The 17257-nt window shown below is 72.4% G+C and carries 14 protein-coding genes; 7 read left to right on the top strand and 7 right to left on the bottom strand.

Going from position 1 to position 17257, the window contains the following annotated elements:
* Nucleotides 1–111: 111 nt before the first annotated feature.
* From ACZ63F_RS42820 to ACZ63F_RS42805, 4 genes are all read right to left on the bottom strand, one after another.
* A complete protein-coding gene (locus ACZ63F_RS42820) occupies nucleotides 112–1122 on the bottom strand; it encodes an LLM class F420-dependent oxidoreductase (RefSeq protein WP_469719487.1) in 1011 nt (336 codons plus the stop codon).
* Nucleotides 1123–1217: 95 nt separating this feature from the next.
* Nucleotides 1218–2018 (bottom strand): hypothetical protein, encoded by an 801-nt coding sequence (locus ACZ63F_RS42815; RefSeq protein ID WP_469719485.1) that lies wholly within the window; start codon nucleotides 2016–2018, stop codon nucleotides 1218–1220.
* Between the two features lie 144 nt (nucleotides 2019–2162).
* The gene (locus ACZ63F_RS42810; RefSeq protein WP_469719484.1) at nucleotides 2163–3092 is read right to left on the bottom strand and encodes an N-acetylmuramoyl-L-alanine amidase; all 930 of its coding nucleotides are present in this window, start codon (nucleotides 3090–3092) and stop codon (nucleotides 2163–2165) included.
* Between the two features lie 22 nt (nucleotides 3093–3114).
* Nucleotides 3115–3768: a class I SAM-dependent methyltransferase gene (locus tag ACZ63F_RS42805; protein WP_469719482.1), complete on the bottom strand. Its 654-nt coding sequence runs from the start codon at nucleotides 3766–3768 to the stop codon at nucleotides 3115–3117.
* Nucleotides 3769–3951: 183 nt separating this feature from the next.
* Here ACZ63F_RS42805 and ACZ63F_RS42800 point away from each other — a divergent pair, with 183 nt between their 5' ends.
* Entirely contained in the window at nucleotides 3952–5004 is a 1053-nt protein-coding gene (locus ACZ63F_RS42800) for an aldo/keto reductase (protein ID WP_469719480.1), read from the top strand.
* Between the two features lie 468 nt (nucleotides 5005–5472).
* Here the strand turns inward: ACZ63F_RS42800 and ACZ63F_RS42795 are convergent, their stop codons facing one another.
* Nucleotides 5473–7224 carry an MFS transporter gene (locus ACZ63F_RS42795; protein WP_469719478.1) on the bottom strand — a complete coding sequence of 584 codons (1752 nt, stop codon included), beginning with the start codon at nucleotides 7222–7224 and terminating at the stop codon, nucleotides 5473–5475.
* A gap of 202 nt (nucleotides 7225–7426) precedes the next feature.
* Between ACZ63F_RS42795 and ACZ63F_RS42790 the strand changes: the two genes are divergently transcribed.
* The gene (locus ACZ63F_RS42790) at nucleotides 7427–8617 is read left to right on the top strand and encodes a lipid-transfer protein (RefSeq protein ID WP_469719488.1); all 1191 of its coding nucleotides are present in this window, start codon (nucleotides 7427–7429) and stop codon (nucleotides 8615–8617) included.
* A gap of 87 nt (nucleotides 8618–8704) precedes the next feature.
* Complete coding sequence (locus ACZ63F_RS42785) at nucleotides 8705–10153, top strand: MFS transporter (protein ID WP_469719476.1); 1449 nt, start codon at nucleotides 8705–8707, stop codon at nucleotides 10151–10153.
* Nucleotides 10154–10203: 50 nt separating this feature from the next.
* Here ACZ63F_RS42785 and ACZ63F_RS42780 read toward each other — a convergent pair whose 3' ends face one another.
* The gene (locus tag ACZ63F_RS42780) at nucleotides 10204–10836 is read right to left on the bottom strand and encodes a response regulator transcription factor (protein ID WP_352353998.1); all 633 of its coding nucleotides are present in this window, start codon (nucleotides 10834–10836) and stop codon (nucleotides 10204–10206) included.
* Nucleotides 10837–11097: 261 nt separating this feature from the next.
* Here ACZ63F_RS42780 and ACZ63F_RS42775 point away from each other — a divergent pair, with 261 nt between their 5' ends.
* On the top strand, nucleotides 11098–12669 hold the full coding sequence (locus ACZ63F_RS42775; RefSeq protein ID WP_469719474.1) for an alpha-L-arabinofuranosidase B: 1572 nt from the start codon (nucleotides 11098–11100) through the stop codon (nucleotides 12667–12669).
* Here the strand turns inward: ACZ63F_RS42775 and ACZ63F_RS42770 are convergent.
* A complete protein-coding gene (locus tag ACZ63F_RS42770) occupies nucleotides 12647–13918 on the bottom strand; it encodes a sensor histidine kinase (protein ID WP_469719472.1) in 1272 nt (423 codons plus the stop codon). The genes ACZ63F_RS42775 and ACZ63F_RS42770 overlap by 23 nt on opposite strands.
* A gap of 320 nt (nucleotides 13919–14238) precedes the next feature.
* On the opposite strand from ACZ63F_RS42770, the gene ACZ63F_RS42765 reads away from it, so the two are divergent.
* From ACZ63F_RS42765 to ACZ63F_RS42755, 3 genes are read left to right on the top strand one after another with little or no spacing between them, the layout of a single operon-like run.
* The gene (locus ACZ63F_RS42765) at nucleotides 14239–15096 is read left to right on the top strand and encodes a MaoC/PaaZ C-terminal domain-containing protein (protein WP_469719470.1); all 858 of its coding nucleotides are present in this window, start codon (nucleotides 14239–14241) and stop codon (nucleotides 15094–15096) included.
* A gap of 29 nt (nucleotides 15097–15125) precedes the next feature.
* Nucleotides 15126–16202 carry a Zn-dependent alcohol dehydrogenase gene (locus tag ACZ63F_RS42760; protein ID WP_457690645.1) on the top strand — a complete coding sequence of 359 codons (1077 nt, stop codon included), beginning with the start codon at nucleotides 15126–15128 and terminating at the stop codon, nucleotides 16200–16202.
* A gap of 11 nt (nucleotides 16203–16213) precedes the next feature.
* A complete protein-coding gene (locus ACZ63F_RS42755; protein ID WP_469719468.1) occupies nucleotides 16214–17158 on the top strand; it encodes a 3-oxoacyl-ACP reductase in 945 nt (314 codons plus the stop codon).
* The last annotated feature ends 99 nt before the right edge of the window (nucleotides 17159–17257 follow it).

The raw sequence follows: 17257 nt of genomic DNA, 5'->3' as shown, positions 1-17257 counted from the left end.
GCGTCCTGCACCCCGCCACGACGTGCACACACCCAAGAAGACACAGCCAGCACGGGGACAAAAGAAGAAGTCGACCACCCCGAAGCCCCGCCGCAAAGGTTAAAGATCAAGCTAGGAGTTGAGTTCGGCCAGCACCCTCAGGGTGTGCGGGTCGGGGGACAGGGCCAGCAGGTCGGTCACCGGGCCCTTGCGCCACAACTCCAGCCGCTCGGCGATGCGTTCGCGGGGACCGACCAGGGAGATCTCGTCGGCGAACGCGTCCGGCACCGCCAGCACCGCCTCTTCGCGCCGCCCGGACAGGAACAGCTCCTGGATCCGCCGGGCCTCCTCCTCGTAGCCCATGCGGGCCATGAGATCCGCGTGGAAGTTGCGGGCCGCGTGGCCCATGCCGCCGATGTAGAAGCCGAGCATGGCCTTGACGGGGAGGAGCCCCGCCGCCACGTCGTCGCAGACCCTGACCTGGGCCATGGGGGCGACGAGGAAACCCTCCGGGAGACCGGCGACCGCCGGGCCGTACACCTCGGGGCGGCTCGGCGCCCAGTACAGCGGCAGCCAGCCGTCGGCGATCCGGGCCGTCTGGGCGACGTTCCTCGGCCCCTCGGCACCGAGCAGGACCGGCAGCCCGGCCCGGAGGGGGTGGGTGATCGGCTTCAGCGGCTTGCCGAGACCGGTGGCGTCCGGCCCCCGGTACGGGAGCGGGTGGAAACGCCCGTCCACCGTCACCGGCCCCTCCCGGCGCAGCACCTGGCGCACGACGTCCACGTACTCCCGGGTCGCGGTCAGCGGGGACTTCGGGAACGGGCGGCCGTACCAGCCCTCGACGACCTGCGGCCCGGACAGCCCGAGCCCGAGCAGCACCCGGCCCCCGGACAGGTGGTCCAGGGTCAGCGCGTGCATCGCGGTGGTGGCCGGCGACCGGGCCGCCATCTGGGCAACGGCCGTACCCAGCTTGATCGTCGACGTCCGCGCGGCGATCCAGGTGAGCGGGGTGAAGGCGTCCGAGCCCCAGGACTCCGCCGTCCACACCGAGTCGTACCCGAGCCGCTCCGCCTCCAGCGCCAGCGGCACATGGTCGGGGGAGGGCCCGCGCCCCCAGTAACCGAGTGCCAACCCGAGCCGCATGACCGCCTCCTGACATCACGTCAGACGATTGCCGGGCGACTGTACGACAACGGCCCCGCACCCGGAAGGGCGAGGGGCCGTAGGTGCGGGGCCGTTCAGCCGCGCTGGATCCCGGAGGTGTCCTGGAGCACGCCGCGGCGGCCGTCCTGAGTCTGCGCGACCAGCGAGGCACCGCGCTGCTCCACCGCCAAGTACCAGGTGCCGGGGGCGAGTTCGGCGATCGGCGCGGACGAGCCGTCCTCCGCGAACAGCGGCCGCGACACCGGCACGGCGAACCAGAACGGCGAGAAGTCGGGGGCCGGCGCCTGCTGCGCGGGGGCCTGGGGCTGCTGCTGGCCGTAGGGCTGACCGGGCTGCGGCTGCGCGCCGTAGGGCTGGCCGGGCTGCGGGGCGCCGGCACCCGGGTAGCCGTAGCCGCCGGGGGGCTGGGCGCCGTAGGGCTGCGGGGCCTGCGGCTTGGGGGCCGGGACCAGGGCCGCCTGGAGCGCCGGGACCAGCGGGGTGGCGATCGCTGCCGCGGCCAGGACCAGCGCCGCGATCAGGCCGAGGATCAGACCGGAACCCGCGCCGACGTCGGCGCCGCCCAGCTGGTCGGAGAACGCGCCCAGCGGGTCGATGGTCGACCAGAACGCGGTCCACAGGGAGAACACCGTGAGGCCGACGCCGAGTTGGCCGAGGTCGAGCCCGGCGAACTTGAACGGCTGCGGCAGTGCGCGGGCGAGGACGATCAGGACCGCGCCGGCGATGCCGCCGACGTACATGCTCATCACGAGGCCGAGGTTGTCCCAGGCGTTCGGGCCGGACTTGTCGAACGTGTCGAGGAACGACGCGACGAACAGCAACACCGCTGCTCCGATCACCGCGCCGTCGCCTCTAGTGAGGGAGCGGATATTCACTTCAGGTCCTTCGTGGGTCGTCTCGTCGGCGGAGGAGGCGTCGCGAGGGTGTGCCCCTCATCGTAGGAATCGATTGTAGGAATCGCAGGGACGACACTATCGCCCGAACGATCAGGGTGTCCGCCCGGACCGGCCCGCCGATGCCTACCCGCGCAGGAAACTCACGATTCCCTCAGACATCCCCTGCGCCGCCTTCTGCCGCCACGCCCCGCTGGTCAGCAACGCCGCGTCCTTGCTGTCGCGCATGTTGCCGCACTCGATGAACACCTTGGGAACCGTTGACAGATTGAGACCGCCGAGATCCTGGCGTACGTCGAGGCCGGTGCCGTTTCCGACGTAGTTGGACGGCGCGCTGCCCGTGACCCTCGCGAAGTCGCTCTCGATGTGCTCGCCGAGGGTGCGGGAGGAGTCGACGATCGGGCGGGTGTCGGCGGCGCCCGCGTGCACGGAGGCCGGGAGGATGACGTGGAAACCGCGGTCGCCCTCGGGTGCTCCGTCGGCGTGGATGGAGATGGCCGCGTCGGCGTGCGCGTCGTTGCCGATCTCCGCCCGCTTGGTCACGCACGGCCCCCAGGCCGGCTGGTCCCCGTCGTGGGTCATCTTCACCGTGGCGCCCTGCCGCTCCAGCAGGGTGCGCAGCCGGTGCGCGACGTCGAGGGTGAAGCGGGCCTCGGTGTACCCGTCGTTGGTGGAGGTGCCCGTCGTGTCGCACTCCTTCCAGTTCGTCCCGATATCCACCTTCTGGTTGATCTCGGACGTGTGCTGGAAGTTCCCCGGGTTGTGCCCCGGGTCGATGACGACCACCTTGCCCCGCAGCGGGCGGCCCGCGCTCGGGCTCGGACCGGCGCCCGGCACCTTGGCGTCGTCGCTCGCCGTCGCGGCCGCCGACTCGGGTGCCGCCGCACCCGCCTGCCCGCCGCCCCCGCCGGAGTGTCCGCCGGGCTTGCCCACCCCCTCGTACACCACCCAGCCGAGCAGTGCACCGGGCACCAGCGCGGCGAGACCGACGGCGAGCGGCGCCCGCCGGAACCGGCGCTGCTGCGGGGGATCGAAGTCCGGGGCTGTGTACGACACGTCTGCGACTCTAACCGCGCCCTCAGATCCCCGCCCCCGTTCGCCGCAGGACACGCAGCGAGTCGTGGGCCGAGACCTCCGTGAAGGCGCCCGACGCCAGGGCGCGGAGGTAGACGCGGTAAGGGGCCTGGCCGGTGAACTCGTCCTTCGGGTCCGGGAAGACGTCGTGGATCAGAAGGAGACCGCCTTGGGCCACATGGGGGGCCCAGCCCTCGTAGTCGGCGGTGGCGTGCTCGTCGGTGTGGCCGCCGTCGATGAAGACGAAGCCGAGCGGGGAGTTCCAGAACGCGGCGATCTGCGGGGAGCGGCCGACGACGGCGACGACGTGGTCCTCCAGGCCCGCCCGGTGCAGGGTGCGCCGGAAGGCGGGCAGGGTGTCCATCAGCCCGAGCTCCGGGTCGACCGTCTCCGGGTCGTGGTAGTCCCAGCCCGGCTGCTGCTCCTCGCTGCCCCGGTGGTGGTCGACGGTGACCGCGGTGACCCCGGCCGCGCGGGCGGCGTCGGCGAGCAGGATCGTCGAGCGGCCGCAGTACGTGCCGACCTCCAGCAGCGGCAGGCCGAGCCGCCCCGCCTCGACGGCGGCCGCGTACAGCGCGAGTCCCTCGCCGGCGGGCATGAACCCCTTCGCCGCCTCGAACGCGGCCAGGGTGTCGGGCTTGGGGGCTGCCGCGGTCATGGGCGTCCTCTCCGTCATTCACTCGTACGACTGTCCGGGCGTCCATGCTGCCGCACCTGCTCCGCAGGCCCGTCGGCCGGGTGTGCGCCGGCCCGGCCGGCCGGCGCAGGGGCTGGCCCTCAAGCGCACTCCAACTCCTACACTGGCGCCGCCAACCCGCCCCACCTGCAACGGAGTTCCGGCATGCGCTATCGCGTCCTGGGCAAGACCGGCATCGAGGTCAGCACCCACTGCCTCGGCACGATGATGTTCGGGAGCGTCGGCAACCCCGACCACGAGGACGGCGCCCGCGTCATCAACGCGGCGCTCGACGCCGGCATCAACTTCGTCGACACCGCCGACATGTACTCGGCCGGTGAGTGCGAGGAGATCGTCGGCAAGGCGCTCAAGGGCAGGCGCGACGACGTGGTGCTCGCCACGAAGGTGCACTTTCCGCTGGGGGAGGGCCGCAACCGCAGCGGCAACTCGCGGCGCTGGATCGTCAGGGCCGTCGAGGACAGCCTGCGGCGGCTGGACACCGACTGGATCGACCTCTACCAGGTGCACCGCCCCGACCACACCACCGACATCGAGGAGACCCTGTCCGTCCTCGGCGACCTGGTGACGGCGGGCAAGATCCGGGCGTTCGGCTGCTCCACGTTCCCCGCCGAGGACCTCGTCGAGGCGCACCACGTGGCGGAGCGGCGCGGGCTGATGCGGATGCGCACCGAGCAGCCGCCGTACTCGCTGCTGGCCCGCGGCGTCGAGCGGGCCGTGCTGCCCACCGCGCAGCGTCTGGGCATGGGCGTGCTGACCTGGTCGCCGCTCGCCTCCGGATTCCTCTCCGGCGCCCATCGCGAGGGCCGCCCCGTCGACCTCACCACCGGCCGGGCCAGGCTCACCCCGCAGCGCTTCGACCCCGCCGCACCCGGCAACGCCGCGAAGTACGCGGCCGTCGAGCAGCTCGTCGCGCTCACCGAGGAGGTGGGCTGCACCCTGCCCGAGCTGGCCGTCGCGTTTCCGCTGGTGCACCCCGCGGTGACGTCGGTGATCATCGGCCCGCGCACCATGGACCAGCTCGCCGCGCTGCTCAAGGGGGCCGAACTGCTCCTCGACGACGCGGTGCTCGACCGCATCGACGAGATCGTGGCCCCCGGCACCGACCTCTACCGGGCCGACGGCGTCTGGCAGCCCCCGTCCCTCACGAACAAGACCACCCGCAGACGCCCCCCGACCGAACGCCCCGCCACAGGCTGACGCCACCCCCAAAGACACACGGGAACCTCCGCCCCCCGACTCCGCCAACGCCCCGAAGGCGACACGGCGAACTGCCCGACGCGGGGCCCGCCAGCGCCCCGAAGGGGCGCGGGGAATTGCGCGACCAGCCACGACGGCGCCGCGGTCGGCAGACGGCGTATCGCGGCAGGGGCCGGCCCCGTAGTTTTTTGCGGCCACGGTTTGACGGGGGTCCGGCAGCGCCCCGAAGGGGCGCGGGGAACTGCGCGACCGGCCACGACGGCGCTGCGGTCGGCAGGCGACGCGTCGCGGCAGGGGCCGGTCCCGTCGTTTTTTGCGGCCGTGGTCTGACGGGGGTCCGGCAGCGCCCCGAAGGGGGCGCGGGGAACTGCGCGACCAGCCACGACGGCGCCGCGGTCGGCGGGCGACGCGTCGTGGTAACTCCAGCGGGGGCGGCCCCGTCGTTTTCGCGGCCGCCCCCACGGAGTGCTACGCGCTGACCGTCTCCCCGGGCAGCGCCAGGTCCAGGTCGACCGCGCCGGCGGCGCCCGTGTGGGTCGCCGACGAGGCGAGGGGCCCATGGCCGGCCGCCTTCGCGGCCAGTACGTACGCCCCCTCGGCCGGCACCACGAGCGCGTACGTGCCGTCCTCGGCGGACAGCGTCGCCCCCGCCTGCCGCCCGCGCCGGTCGATCAGCGTCACCTTGGCGCGGGCCACCGGCACGCCCGCGGCGTCCAGGACGCGCCCGCGGAAGCCGCGCAGCACCTCCTCGGCGCCCGCGAGCACCGCCTCCTCCTCGCTGCTCGCCCGCAGCTGGGTGTGCTGGGCGACCTCGGCCGGCCGGCCCCGCTTGGGCAGCAGCAGGGCGAGGACCAGACCCGCGGCGACCGCTCCGGTGGCGATCAGGAACGAGACCCGGAAGCCGTGCATGGTCGGGATGGCGACGCCGCCCACGTGGTTCGCCGTGTTGGCCAGCACCATGCCGATGACGGCGCTGGACACGGACGTGCCGATGGACCGCATCAGCGTGTTGAGGCCGTTCGCCGCACCGGTCTCCGACGCCGGGACCGCGCCGACGATGAGCGCCGGGAGGGAGGAGTAGGCGAGGCCGATGCCGGCACCCAGAACGACCGCGATGACCAGGCTCTGCCAGGCCGCGCTCATCAGGCCGAGACCGCCGCCGTAGCCGATGCCGATGATCACCATGCCGAGGATCAGGGTGGTCTTGGGGCCGTACTTGGCGGAGAGGCGGGCGTAGACGGGGGCCGTGAACATCATCGTCAGGCCCAGCGGGGCGACCAGCAGGCCGGCGCTGACCATCGACTGGCCCAGGCCGTAGCCGGTGGCCTTCGGGAGCTGGAGCAGCTGCGGCAGGACCAGCGAGACGACGTAGAAGCTGACGCCGACCATGATCGAGGCGAGGTTGGTGAAGAGCACCGCCGGGCGGGCCGTGGTGCGCAGGTCGACCAGCGGGGCCGAGTGGCGCAGTTCGAAGACGCCCCACAGGAGGAGGACGGCCACCGAGGCGGCGAACAGACCGAGCGTGGTGCCGGACGACCAGCCCCAGTCGCTGCCCTTGGTGATGGGCAGCAGGAGCAGCACCAGACCGGCCGACAGGCCGATCGCGCCGGGCACGTCGAAGGAGCCCTCCGCGCGCATCGGGGATTCCGGCACGACGAGGAGGGTCAGGGCTATGGAGAGGACCCCGAGGCCGGCGGCGCCGTAGAACAGGGCGTGCCAGTCCATGTGCTGCGCGACCAGGGCCGCGGCGGGCAGCGCGAGGCCGCCGCCGACGCCGATCGAGGAGCTCATCAGGGCCATCGCCGAGCCGAGCCTCTCGCGCGGCAGCATGTCGCGCATCAGGCCGATGCCCAGCGGGATCGCGCCCATGGCGAAGCCCTGGAGGGTCCGGCCCGCGATCATCGTGAGCAGGTTGCTGGTGAGCGCGCTGATCAGCGCGCCGACCACCATCACGGCGAGGCTCAGGACGAGCATCCGCCGCTTGCCGTAGAGGTCGCCGAGGCGCCCCATGATCGGGGTGGCCACGGCGCCCGACAGCAGCGTCGAGGTCAGTACCCAGGTGGCGTTGCTGGGTTCGGTGCCCAGCAGCTCCGGGAGGTCCTTGATGACCGGAACGAGCAGGGTCTGCATCACCGCGACCACGATGCCCGCGAAGGCGAGGACCGGGACCACGGCCCCGCTCGCGCCCCGGACGGGCTGGTCGGTCGTCGTGTGCGTCATTGAGTGTGGCCTCCGGGCCGAGAGAGTGACGGGAAGTACGGCATGCGTGCGGAATAAGTGCTCGGTAAACCTCGTATGCACAGGCAACTATTCCGTTGCTTCGAGCTGCTAACGAATCCTTGACCTTCCCATGGGTTTCTGATCTCTCGTCAGGTCTGGCCTGTTGGTGGAACGTGTTCTAATCTCACGCCTCATGGCTGCTGTGAAGGCGTATCTCGCCGGTGTCGGGATGACCAAGTTCGAGAAACCCGAGAGCCGCGACTGGCAGTACTGGGACATGGTCCGGGAGGCCGGCGGCTCCGCGCTCGCCGACGCCGGGATCTCCTACCCGGATGTGGAACAGGTTCCTGTCGGCTACTGCTTCCAGCCCTCGACCGCCGGCCAGCGCGCCGTCTACGAGCTGGGTCTCACCGGCGTGCCCGTCTACAACGTCAACAACAACTGCGCCACCGGCGCCACCGCCCTGATGCTCGCCCGCCAGCTGGTCGAGGGCGGTGCGGCCGACTGCGTCCTGGCCCTCGGCTTCGAGAAGATGAAGAGGGGTGCGCTCGGCGGCGGCACCGTCGGCGGCGACTTCGCCACGTCCCCCGTCGCCCGGCACTACGGCGTCATGGCCGCCCGGCACGGCTTCGAGGCGACGCCGCCCACCGCGCAGATCTTCGGCGACGCGGCCCGTGAGCACATGGAGCGGTACGGCACGACCGAGGCCCAGCTCGCCGCCGTGGCCGCAAAGAACCACCGGCACTCGGCCCGCAACCCGTACGCGCAGTTCCAGGACGTGTACGAGATCGACGACATCCTCGCCGCCCGCACCGTCCACCGCCCGCTCACCAGACTCCAGTGCTCTCCCACCTCCGACGGCGCGGCGGCGGCCGTGGTCGTCTCCGAACGGTTCGCCGAACGCCGCGGCCTCACCGGTCTCGTCGAGATCGTCGCGCAGGCGATGACGACCGACACCGAGGAGTCCTTCGCGTCGGGCTCCTGCATCGACGTCGTCGGGCAGCCCATGTCGCGGGCCGCGGCCCGGCAGGTGTACGACCGCTCCGGCCTCGGCATCGAGGACGTCGACGTCGTCGAACTCCACGACTGCTTCTCCGTCAACGAGCTGCTGACCTACGAGGCGCTCGGCATGTGCGCCGCCGGCGAGTCGGGCAAGCTCGTCGAGTCCGGCGCGACCACCTACGGCGGCCGGTGGGTGGTGAACCCCTCCGGCGGGCTCATCTCCAAGGGGCATCCGCTGGGCGCGACCGGCCTCGCGCAGGCCGCCGAGCTGGTCTGGCAGCTGCGCGGCACGGCCGGGGACCGGCAGGTGCCCGGGGCCCGCGTGGGGCTCGCCCACAACATCGGGCTGGGCGGGGCGGCGGTGGTGACGCTGCTCCGGCGGGCGGCGTAGGCCGGACGACCGAGGGCCGCGGACCGAGGGCCGGGCCGGCCACGTGGGCCGAAAAGCCGATGCAAGGACCGTAACCGGCTTGAGAGCATGACACCCATGCTCGAAGCCGCGGACACCGCCCACATATCCCGCCGCACCGCGCCCCCCACCTGGCTGGTGGTGTCGCTGGCGTGCGCCGGTCAGTTCCTCGTCGTCCTCGACGTGTCCGTGGTGAACGTGGCGCTGCCGTCGATGCGTGCCGACCTGGGGCTGAGCGCGTCGGGCCTGCAGTGGGTGGTCAACGCGTACGCCATCGCGTTCGCCGGGTTCATGCTGCTCGGCGGCCGGGCCGGCGACCTGTACGGGCGCAAGCGGATGTTCCTGGTCGGGCTCGGCCTGTTCACGCTGGCCTCGCTCGGCGGCGGGCTCGGCCAGGACGGCTGGCAGCTGCTGCTGGCCCGCGCCGTGCAGGGGCTGGGCGCCGCGGTCCTCGCCCCCTCGACGCTGACCCTGCTGACGGCCGCGGTGCCGGAGGGGCCGGCCAGGGCGCGGGCGATCGCCACCTGGACGGCGGTGGGTGCGGGAGGCGGCGCGGCCGGCGGGCTGGTCGGCGGGGTGCTGGTGGACGTGCTGTCCTGGCGCTGGGTGCTGCTCATCAACGTGCCGGTGGGCGCGCTCGTCCTCGCCGGGTCCGTGCTGTGGCTGACGGAGAGCCGGGCCGGCGACGGACGGCGCCTCGACCTGCCCGGCGCCCTGCTGGTGACGGCGGGCCTCGGGACCCTGGCGTACGGCATCTCGCAGACCGAGGCCGAGGGCTGGACGGCGTCCGCCACCCTGCTCCCACTCGCCGCCGGGCTCGCCCTGCTCGGCCTGTTCCTGGCCGTCGAGGCGCGTACGGCGGCCCCGCTGATGCCGCTCGGACTGCTCCGCCGGCGGCCGGTGGCGTCGGCCAACGCGGCCATGCTGGTCTCCGGTTCGGCGATGTTCTGCATGTGGTACTTCATGACGCTCTACGCCCAGAACGTCCTCGGCTACACCCCGCTGGAGGCCGGTCTCGCCCTGGTGCCCAGCTCGGTCGCGGTGCTCGTCGGCTCCAAGACGGCGCCCCGGCTGATGCGGCGCGCGGGGGCGCGGACGGTGGCGGTGTCCGGCACGCTCGTCGCGGCGACCGGGTTCGCCTGGCAGTCGACGATGAGCCCGCACGGCGCCTATACGACGGCCGTCATGGTCCCCGGGATCCTGATGATGCTCGGCGCGGGCCTGGCGGCGACCCCGCTGGCCGCGCTGGCCACGGCGGGGGCGGCGCCGGCCGAGGCAGGACTGCTCTCGGGGCTGATCAACACCTCGCGCACGATGGGCGGTTCGCTGGGGCTCGCGGTGATGTCGACGATCGCCGCGGCCCGCACCGACGGCTCCGGCGGCGCGGCCGCCCTCACGGACGGGTACGCGGCCGCCTTCCGCACCAGCACCGGGGTGCTGCTGGCCGGGGCGCTACTGATGCTGCTGTGGCTGCCACGGCGGAACGTCCTCGCGAAGCCGACCGTCTCCGCGAGGTAGGCCGGAATTTCTCCAGGACGGCAGGCAACGGTCCGGGGAGCTCGTGGACTTCACAGCCACCCTTGCTGCCGGGCCTCCCGTACCGCCTCCGCGCGGTTGCGGGTGCCGGTCTTGCCGATCGCGGCGGAGAGGTAGTTGCGGACCGTCGACTCCGACAGATGCAGCTTCGCCGCGATGTCGGCGACGGTCGCGCCGTCCACCGACGCCTTCAGCACGTCGCACTCGCGGGCGGTGAGCGGGTTCGGCCCGGCGCTGAGCGCGGCGGTGGCGAGCGCCGGGTCGACCACGGTCTCCCCGGTGAGCACCCGCCGGATCGCCCGGGCCAGCTCCTCCACCGGCCCGTCCTTGACGAGGAACCCGGCCGCCCCGGCCTCCATCGCCCGGCGCAGATAGCCGGGCCGGCCGAAGGTGGTCAGGATCAGCACCCGGCAGTCCGGCGCCTGTTCACGCAGCTCCGCCGCCGCGTCCAGGCCGCTCATGCCCGGCAGTTCGATGTCGAGGAGGGCCACGTCCGGCCGGTGGACGAGCGCGGCGTCCACGATCGCGTCGCCCGTCCCGACCTGGGCGACGACCTCCATGTCCGGCTCCATCCCGAGCAGTAACGCGAGAGCCCCGCGCATCATCCCCTGGTCCTCGGCGAGCAGCACCCTGATGGACTTCGCGGGCCGGTGGTCCCGGGGCATCTCGTTCGCAGGCTCGTACACAGCCCAAGCGTAGCCTCGCGCCCGGCAATCAAAGAATGGCCATTGTTCCGCGCCGCAGGTCTTGACGGCGGTTGACCATGCTCAAACAATCGCCTTTGCAATTCCTGAATGGCCGGCGAATGGTCGGTATTTCGACAGCTGAATAAGTTCGGTATTTCGATCGAACGACGTTCGGGATACCGGACATCAGGAACCCGCACCGCCCTACGAGGAACCAGGAAGAGGTGCACCGTGTTCTCAGTGCCTGTACGAGCCCTGCGCTCCTGTCCGCCGCGCGTCCGCAGAGCCGTCCTGTCCGTGCTCGCCGCGTTCGCCACCGTCGCCGCGCTCGTCGTCGGGGCCGGGGCCCCCGAGGCGTCCGCCGCCAGTTCGCTGCCGTGTGACGTCTACGCCGCCGCCGGCACCCCGTGCGTCGCCGCCCACAGCATGGTCCGGGCGCTGTACTCGTCGTACGGCGGCTCCCTCTACCAGGTGCGGCGCGCCTCGGACGGCGCCACGGCCGACATAGGGCTGCTGGCCACCGGCGGCTACGCCAACGCGGCCGCGCAGAACACCTTCTGCGCCGGTACGACCTGCATCGTCACCAGGATCTACGACCAGTCCAGCAAGCACAACGACCTCACCGTCGAGGGCGCGGGCGGGGCCGGCGCGGCCGATGTCGGGGCCCCGGCGGACGCGCTGCCGGTGACCGTGGGCGGGCACCAGGTGTACGGCCTGGAGATCTCGGCCGGCATGGGCTACCGGGACAACTCCACCTCGGGAGTCGCCACCAACGGCGCCGCCGAGGGGATGTACATGGTCACCTCCGGCACCCATGTCAACGGCAGCTGCTGCTTCGACTACGGCAACGCCGAGACCAACAACAAGGACACCGGCAACGGCCACATGGACGCCATCAACTTCGGCACCGAGTGCTGGTTCTCGCCCTGCTACGGTTCCGGCCCCTGGGTCCAGGCGGACCTGGAGAACGGGCTGTTCGAGTCCAACCTCGGCTACAGCACCAACTCCTCCAACACCGGCACCGGCGCGATACCGTTCGTCACCGCGCTGCTGAAGAACAACGGACAGAACCATTTCGCACTGAAATGGGGGAACGCACAATCGGGCGGGCTCACCACCACCTATTCCGGCGGTGAGCCCAGTACCAGCAGCGGTTACTCGCCGATGCACCAGGAGGGCGCGATCGTCCTCGGCACCGGCGGCGACAACAGCAACGGCTCCATCGGCTCGTTCTTCGAGGGCGTGATGACCTCCGGCATCCCGACCGACGCCGCCGACGACGCCGTCCAGTCCAACATCGTCTCCGTCGGCTACGGCGGCGCGACCGGCTCCACCGGCACGCTCGGCTCCGCCTCGGAGATCTCCCTGAAGGCCACCACCTCCTGCTGCACCGCCGACTACGTCCGCCACCAGAACAACGCCGGTGTGCTGTCGGCCATCACCTCCGGCAGCTCCGTCCTCGACAAGAACGACGCCACCTGGATCGTCCGCCCCGGCCTCGCCGACAGCTCCTGCGTCTCCTTCGAGTCCCGGAACTACCCCGGCGACTACCTGCGCCACTACAACTACAAGATCTACCGGCAGCCCATGGACGGGACCGCAACTTATCGGCAGGACGCGACCTTCTGTCCGACGACCGGCAAGAGCGGCACGGGCACGTCCTTCGCCTCGTATAACTATCCGACGAAATACCTGCGCCACTACAACTACAACCTCTACATAGCGAGCGACGGCGGCTCGAACGCCTGGGACAGCGCCACGTCCTGGACCGACGACGTCAGCTGGGTCGTCAGCTCGCCCTGGGCGCCGTAGCGGCCGCCGGGGCCAGCAGTTCCAGCGCCTCGGTGGGAAGTTCCGCGGTGACCGTGAAGCCGCCGCGCGGCGCCGGGCCGGCCGTGAGGGAGCCGCCCGCCGCCGCGAGGCGCTCGGTCAGCCCCTGCAGGCCGGTGCCGCCGATGCCCTCCCGGCAGGGCTCGGCGGCCACCGCGCCCGAGCCGTTGTCGGCGACCGTCAGCCGGGCCCGCCCGGCGGCGCTGTCGACGGCGATCTCGCAGCGCGTGGCGTCGCTGTGCCGGACCACGTTGGTGACCGCCTCGCGCACCACCCAGCCGAGCAGCGTCTCGGTCTGCGGGACGAGCGGCGCCCCCGACTGCCGGACCACCGGCTCGACGCCGGCCGCCGTCAGGGCCGACCGGGCCCGGACGAGATCGGCGGCCAGGCTGCCCTCCCGGTAGCCGGTGACCGCCTCCCGGATCTCGGTGAGCGCCTGCCTGCCGACCGACTCGATGTCGGAGATCTGGGTCAGCGCCGCGTCCAGGTCCCGGGGCGCGACCCGCCGGGCCGCCTCCGACTTCACGACGATCACGGAGAGGGTGTGGCCGAGCAGGTCGTGCAGGTCCCGCGAGAAGCGCAGCCGCTCCTTCTCCACCGCCCGCCGGGCCAGCTCCTCGCGGGCGGCGCGCAGTTCCCGCACGGCCTCGGAGAGGGAGAGGATCGCGGCGGTGATCATCGTCGACAGGAAGGTGCCGTAGGCGATGGTGATGGCGTCGGAGCCGTCCCGGTACCAGGAGGCCGCGCCCGCGAAGCAGGCCAGCAGGATGCCGGTCCGGCCCAGCCAGGCGCCGCGCAGCGCCGCGCCCGTGGCCAGGCCGAGCAGCGGGAAGAACATCAGCCAGTTGCCGCCGTAGCCGAGGGCCAGGCCGGTGGTCAGCAGGCCCATCAGCAGCAGGGCGACACGGGTGGAGACGGCCTCCCTGGCCTCTTTGCGGAAGGAGCGGAAGGTCACGTAGATGTACAGCGAGTTGAAGGCGAGCAGGCCGATCGCGCCGATCCACGGGTTGGCCGTCTTGCCCTGGAGCAGGTTGGAGAGCGAGCCCAGCCCCATCAGCAGCCAGGGGAGCAGGGCGAACCCGGAGGGCGGCGGCCCCGCGTGGTCGGGCACCTGCCCGTTCTTGCGGGCGGCCTTCTGCTGCTCCTTGAAGCGGGCCATCTCCTCCCGCCACTGGGCACGGGCCGTCCGCCACCCGTCCGCCTGGCACTTCACCTGCTGCCACCACGCCATGTCACTCTTCCCCCGGTCCGTGTGGATCTGTCCCTGTTCGTGGTCTTCTGTTCCGTCCGGCCGTACTGTCCGGCGTTACGACCCTACGGAAGGCGGCGCCGGTTCGGCAGAGGCGGATGTACGGCCCCGGGCGGGACAAATGTCATGGTCCGGCATTGCCGTATCTGACACGACGTCAGGAGCCTTCACAAGTGCGGAGGGCTGGGCTATACAAGGTGCGCTGGAATGGAACGCGTTCTAGATCTGCACCCGTGGACGACCTCGGTGCGGCCGACGGTGCGGACGGCCGTGCCGGGGTCTTCAGACACCTCAGGAGCCGTATGCCCATCGACGCCGCCAAGGCCCTCGCCGCCGAACCCAGGTCCGGGGAGATCCGCTGGGAGCGCCGGGACGTCCAGCTCTACCACCTCGGCATCGGCGCGGGCCGCCCCGCCACCGATCCCGACGAACTGCGCTACACCCTGGAGACCCGGCTGCACGTCCTGCCCAGCTTCGCCACCGTCGCGGGCGCCGGTTCGCCCGGAGTGATCGGCGGACTGTCCATGCCCGGCATCGACGTCGACCTCGCCAGGGTGCTGCACGGCGGCCAGTCCCTCACCCTGCACCGCCCGATCCCGCCCGCGGGCGCCGCCACCGCCACGAGCCGCATCGCCGCGGTGTACGACAAGGGCAAGGCGGCCGTCCTGGTGATGCGCACCGACGTCGCGGACGCCGACGGCCCGCTGTGGACCAACGACGCCCAGATCTTCGTACGGGGGGAGGGCGGCTGGGGCGGCGACCGCGGCCCCTCGACCCGGCCCGACCCACCGGCCGGCGAGCCGGACCGGACCGTCGAGCGCCCGGTCCGCGAGGACCAGGCCCTGCTCTACCGCCTCTCCGGCGACTACAACCCCCTGCACGCCGACCCCGAGTTCGCCAAGCTCGCCGGCTTCGACCGGCCCATCCTGCACGGGCTGTGCACCTACGGCATGACGCTCAAGGCGGTCGTGGACACACTGCTCGGCGGGGACGTGAGCCGGGTGCGGTCGTACACGACGCGGTTCGCCGGGGTGGTGTACCCGGGGGAGACCCTGCGCATCCGCATGTGGCGGGGCGACGGCCGGGTCCGGGTCGCCGTGAGCGCCGCAGAGCGCGAGGACGCGCCCGTCCTCGCCGACACGATCGTCGAACACCTTTGATCCAGTAGGCAGTTGAGGGGAGCCGCAGCATGCGCGCAGCCGTACTGCACGAGATCGGCCAGGAGAAACTGGACGTCCTCGACGACGTCGAGGCGGTGGGATTCGGGCCCGGCAGGGTCCGCATCCGGGTGCGCGCCACGGGGCTGTGCCACTCGGACCTGTCGGCGATGAGCGGGGTGCTGCCGCAGCCGGGGCCGTTCGTACCGGGCCACGAGGGCGCGGGCGAGGTCCTGGAGGTGGGGGAGGGCGTCACCCGGGTGAAGCCCGGCGACCGGGTGGTGGTCTGCTGGCTCCCGGCCTGCGGCGCCTGTCCCGCCTGCAGGCGCGGCCAGACCGAGCTCTGCCTGGCCGGCTTCATGAACGCAGGCACCCCCAACTTCCGGCGCCCCGGCCAGGACGTCTTCGGCTTCGCGGGCACCGGCACCTTCACCGAGGAGGTCGTGGTCGACGCCGGGTGCGCGGTGCCGATCCCGGACGACGTGCCCTTCGACATCGCCGCGCTGATCGGCTGCGGGGTCACCACCGGGCTCGGTGCGGCCCTCAACACGGCCGATCTGGAAGCCGGTTCGTCGGTCGCCGTCATCGGCTGCGGAGGCGTCGGGATCTCGGCGATCCAGGGGGCGCGGCTCAGGGGCGCGGCCGAGATCGTCGCCGTCGACCCGGTCGAGTCGCGGCGCGAGTCGGCGCTCGGGTTCGGGGCGACGCGGGCGGTCTCGCCGGACGAACTGCCTGGCGTCAAGCAGGAGGTCACCGCGGGCGAGGGCTTCGACTACGTCTTCGAGGTCGTCGGCAGGTCCGCCACCGCCCGGACCGCGTACGAGAACACCCGGCGCGGCGGCACCCTCGTGGTCGTCGGCGCGGGCGCCATGGACGACTTCCTCCAGCTCAACATGTTCGAGCTGTTCTTCGACGAGAAGCGGATCCTGCCGTCCATGTACGGCGGCGGGGACGTGGTCCGCTCCTACGAGCGGACGATCGCCCTGTGGCGGGCGGGCCGGATCGACCTGGAGGGCCTGATCACCCACCGGGTGCCGCTGGCCGGGATCAACGAGGCCCTGGACCAGATGCGCACGGGCACCGCCCTGCGCACCTGCATAGAGATCTGAGGGGCCGCCGTATGCAGGAGAGGCCGCTGGAAGGGCTGGCCGCCGTCGTCACGGGGGCCGGCCGGGGCCTGGGCCGGGCCGAGGCGCTGGAGCTGGCCCGGCTGGGCGCGGCCGTCGTCGTCAACGACTTCGGCCGGCCGGGCCGGGACGGCTCGGGGGAGGCCTCCTCGGCACCCGCCGAGCAGGTCGCGGAGGAGATCCGTGCGACGGGCGGCGAGGCCGTCGCCCACACCGGAGACGTCGCCGACTTCTCGCAGGCGCGAGAGCTTCTCATGCTTGCGACAACCCATTACGGAAAGCTGGACATCCTCGTCAACAACGCCGGGATCCTGCGCGACCGCATGGTCTTCTCCATGACCGAGGACGAGTGGGACTCGGTGATCAGGGTCCACCTCAAGGGCCACTTCAACACCACTCATTTCGCGGCCGCGCACTGGCGGGACCGGTCCAAGGCGGCGGGCGGCGAGAAGGTCTACGGCCGGATCGTGAACACCTCCTCCGAGGCCTTCCTCGCCGGCTCCGCGGGCCAGCCCAACTACGCGGCCGCGAAGGGCGGCATCGTCGGCCTGACCACCTCCACGGCCCTCGCCCTCGCCAAGTACGGCGTCACCGCCAACGTGATCTGCCCGCGCGCCCGCACCCGGATGACCGAGGACGTCTTCGCCGGCGTCGACCAGCCCGCCGAGGGCCTCGACCCCCTCGCCCCCGAGCACGTCGCCCCGCTCGTCGGCTACCTGGCCTCCCCGGCCGCCGGACGGATCAACGGCCAGCTGCTCGTGGTCCACGGCGGCATGGTCGCCGTCGTGGAACGCCCGCGCGTGCAGGCCAAGTTCGACAGCAAGCAGGACACCTTCGACTACGCCGAACTCGACGCCGCGCTCACACCGCACTACGCGCAGCGACCGGCGGGGGAGACCTTCGCGGCGGCGGAGGTGCTGGGCCTCAGGCGCGGGTGACACCGGCCGGGGGGGGGGGGGGGGGGGGGGGGGGGGGGGGGGGGGGGGGGGGGGGGGGGGGGGGGGGGGGGGGGGGGGGGGGGGGGGGGGGGGGGGGGG

The sequence above is a fragment of the Streptomyces sp. NPDC104761 genome (genome assembly GCF_055583445.1).
This window is presented reverse-complemented; position numbering and strand designations above follow the sequence as displayed.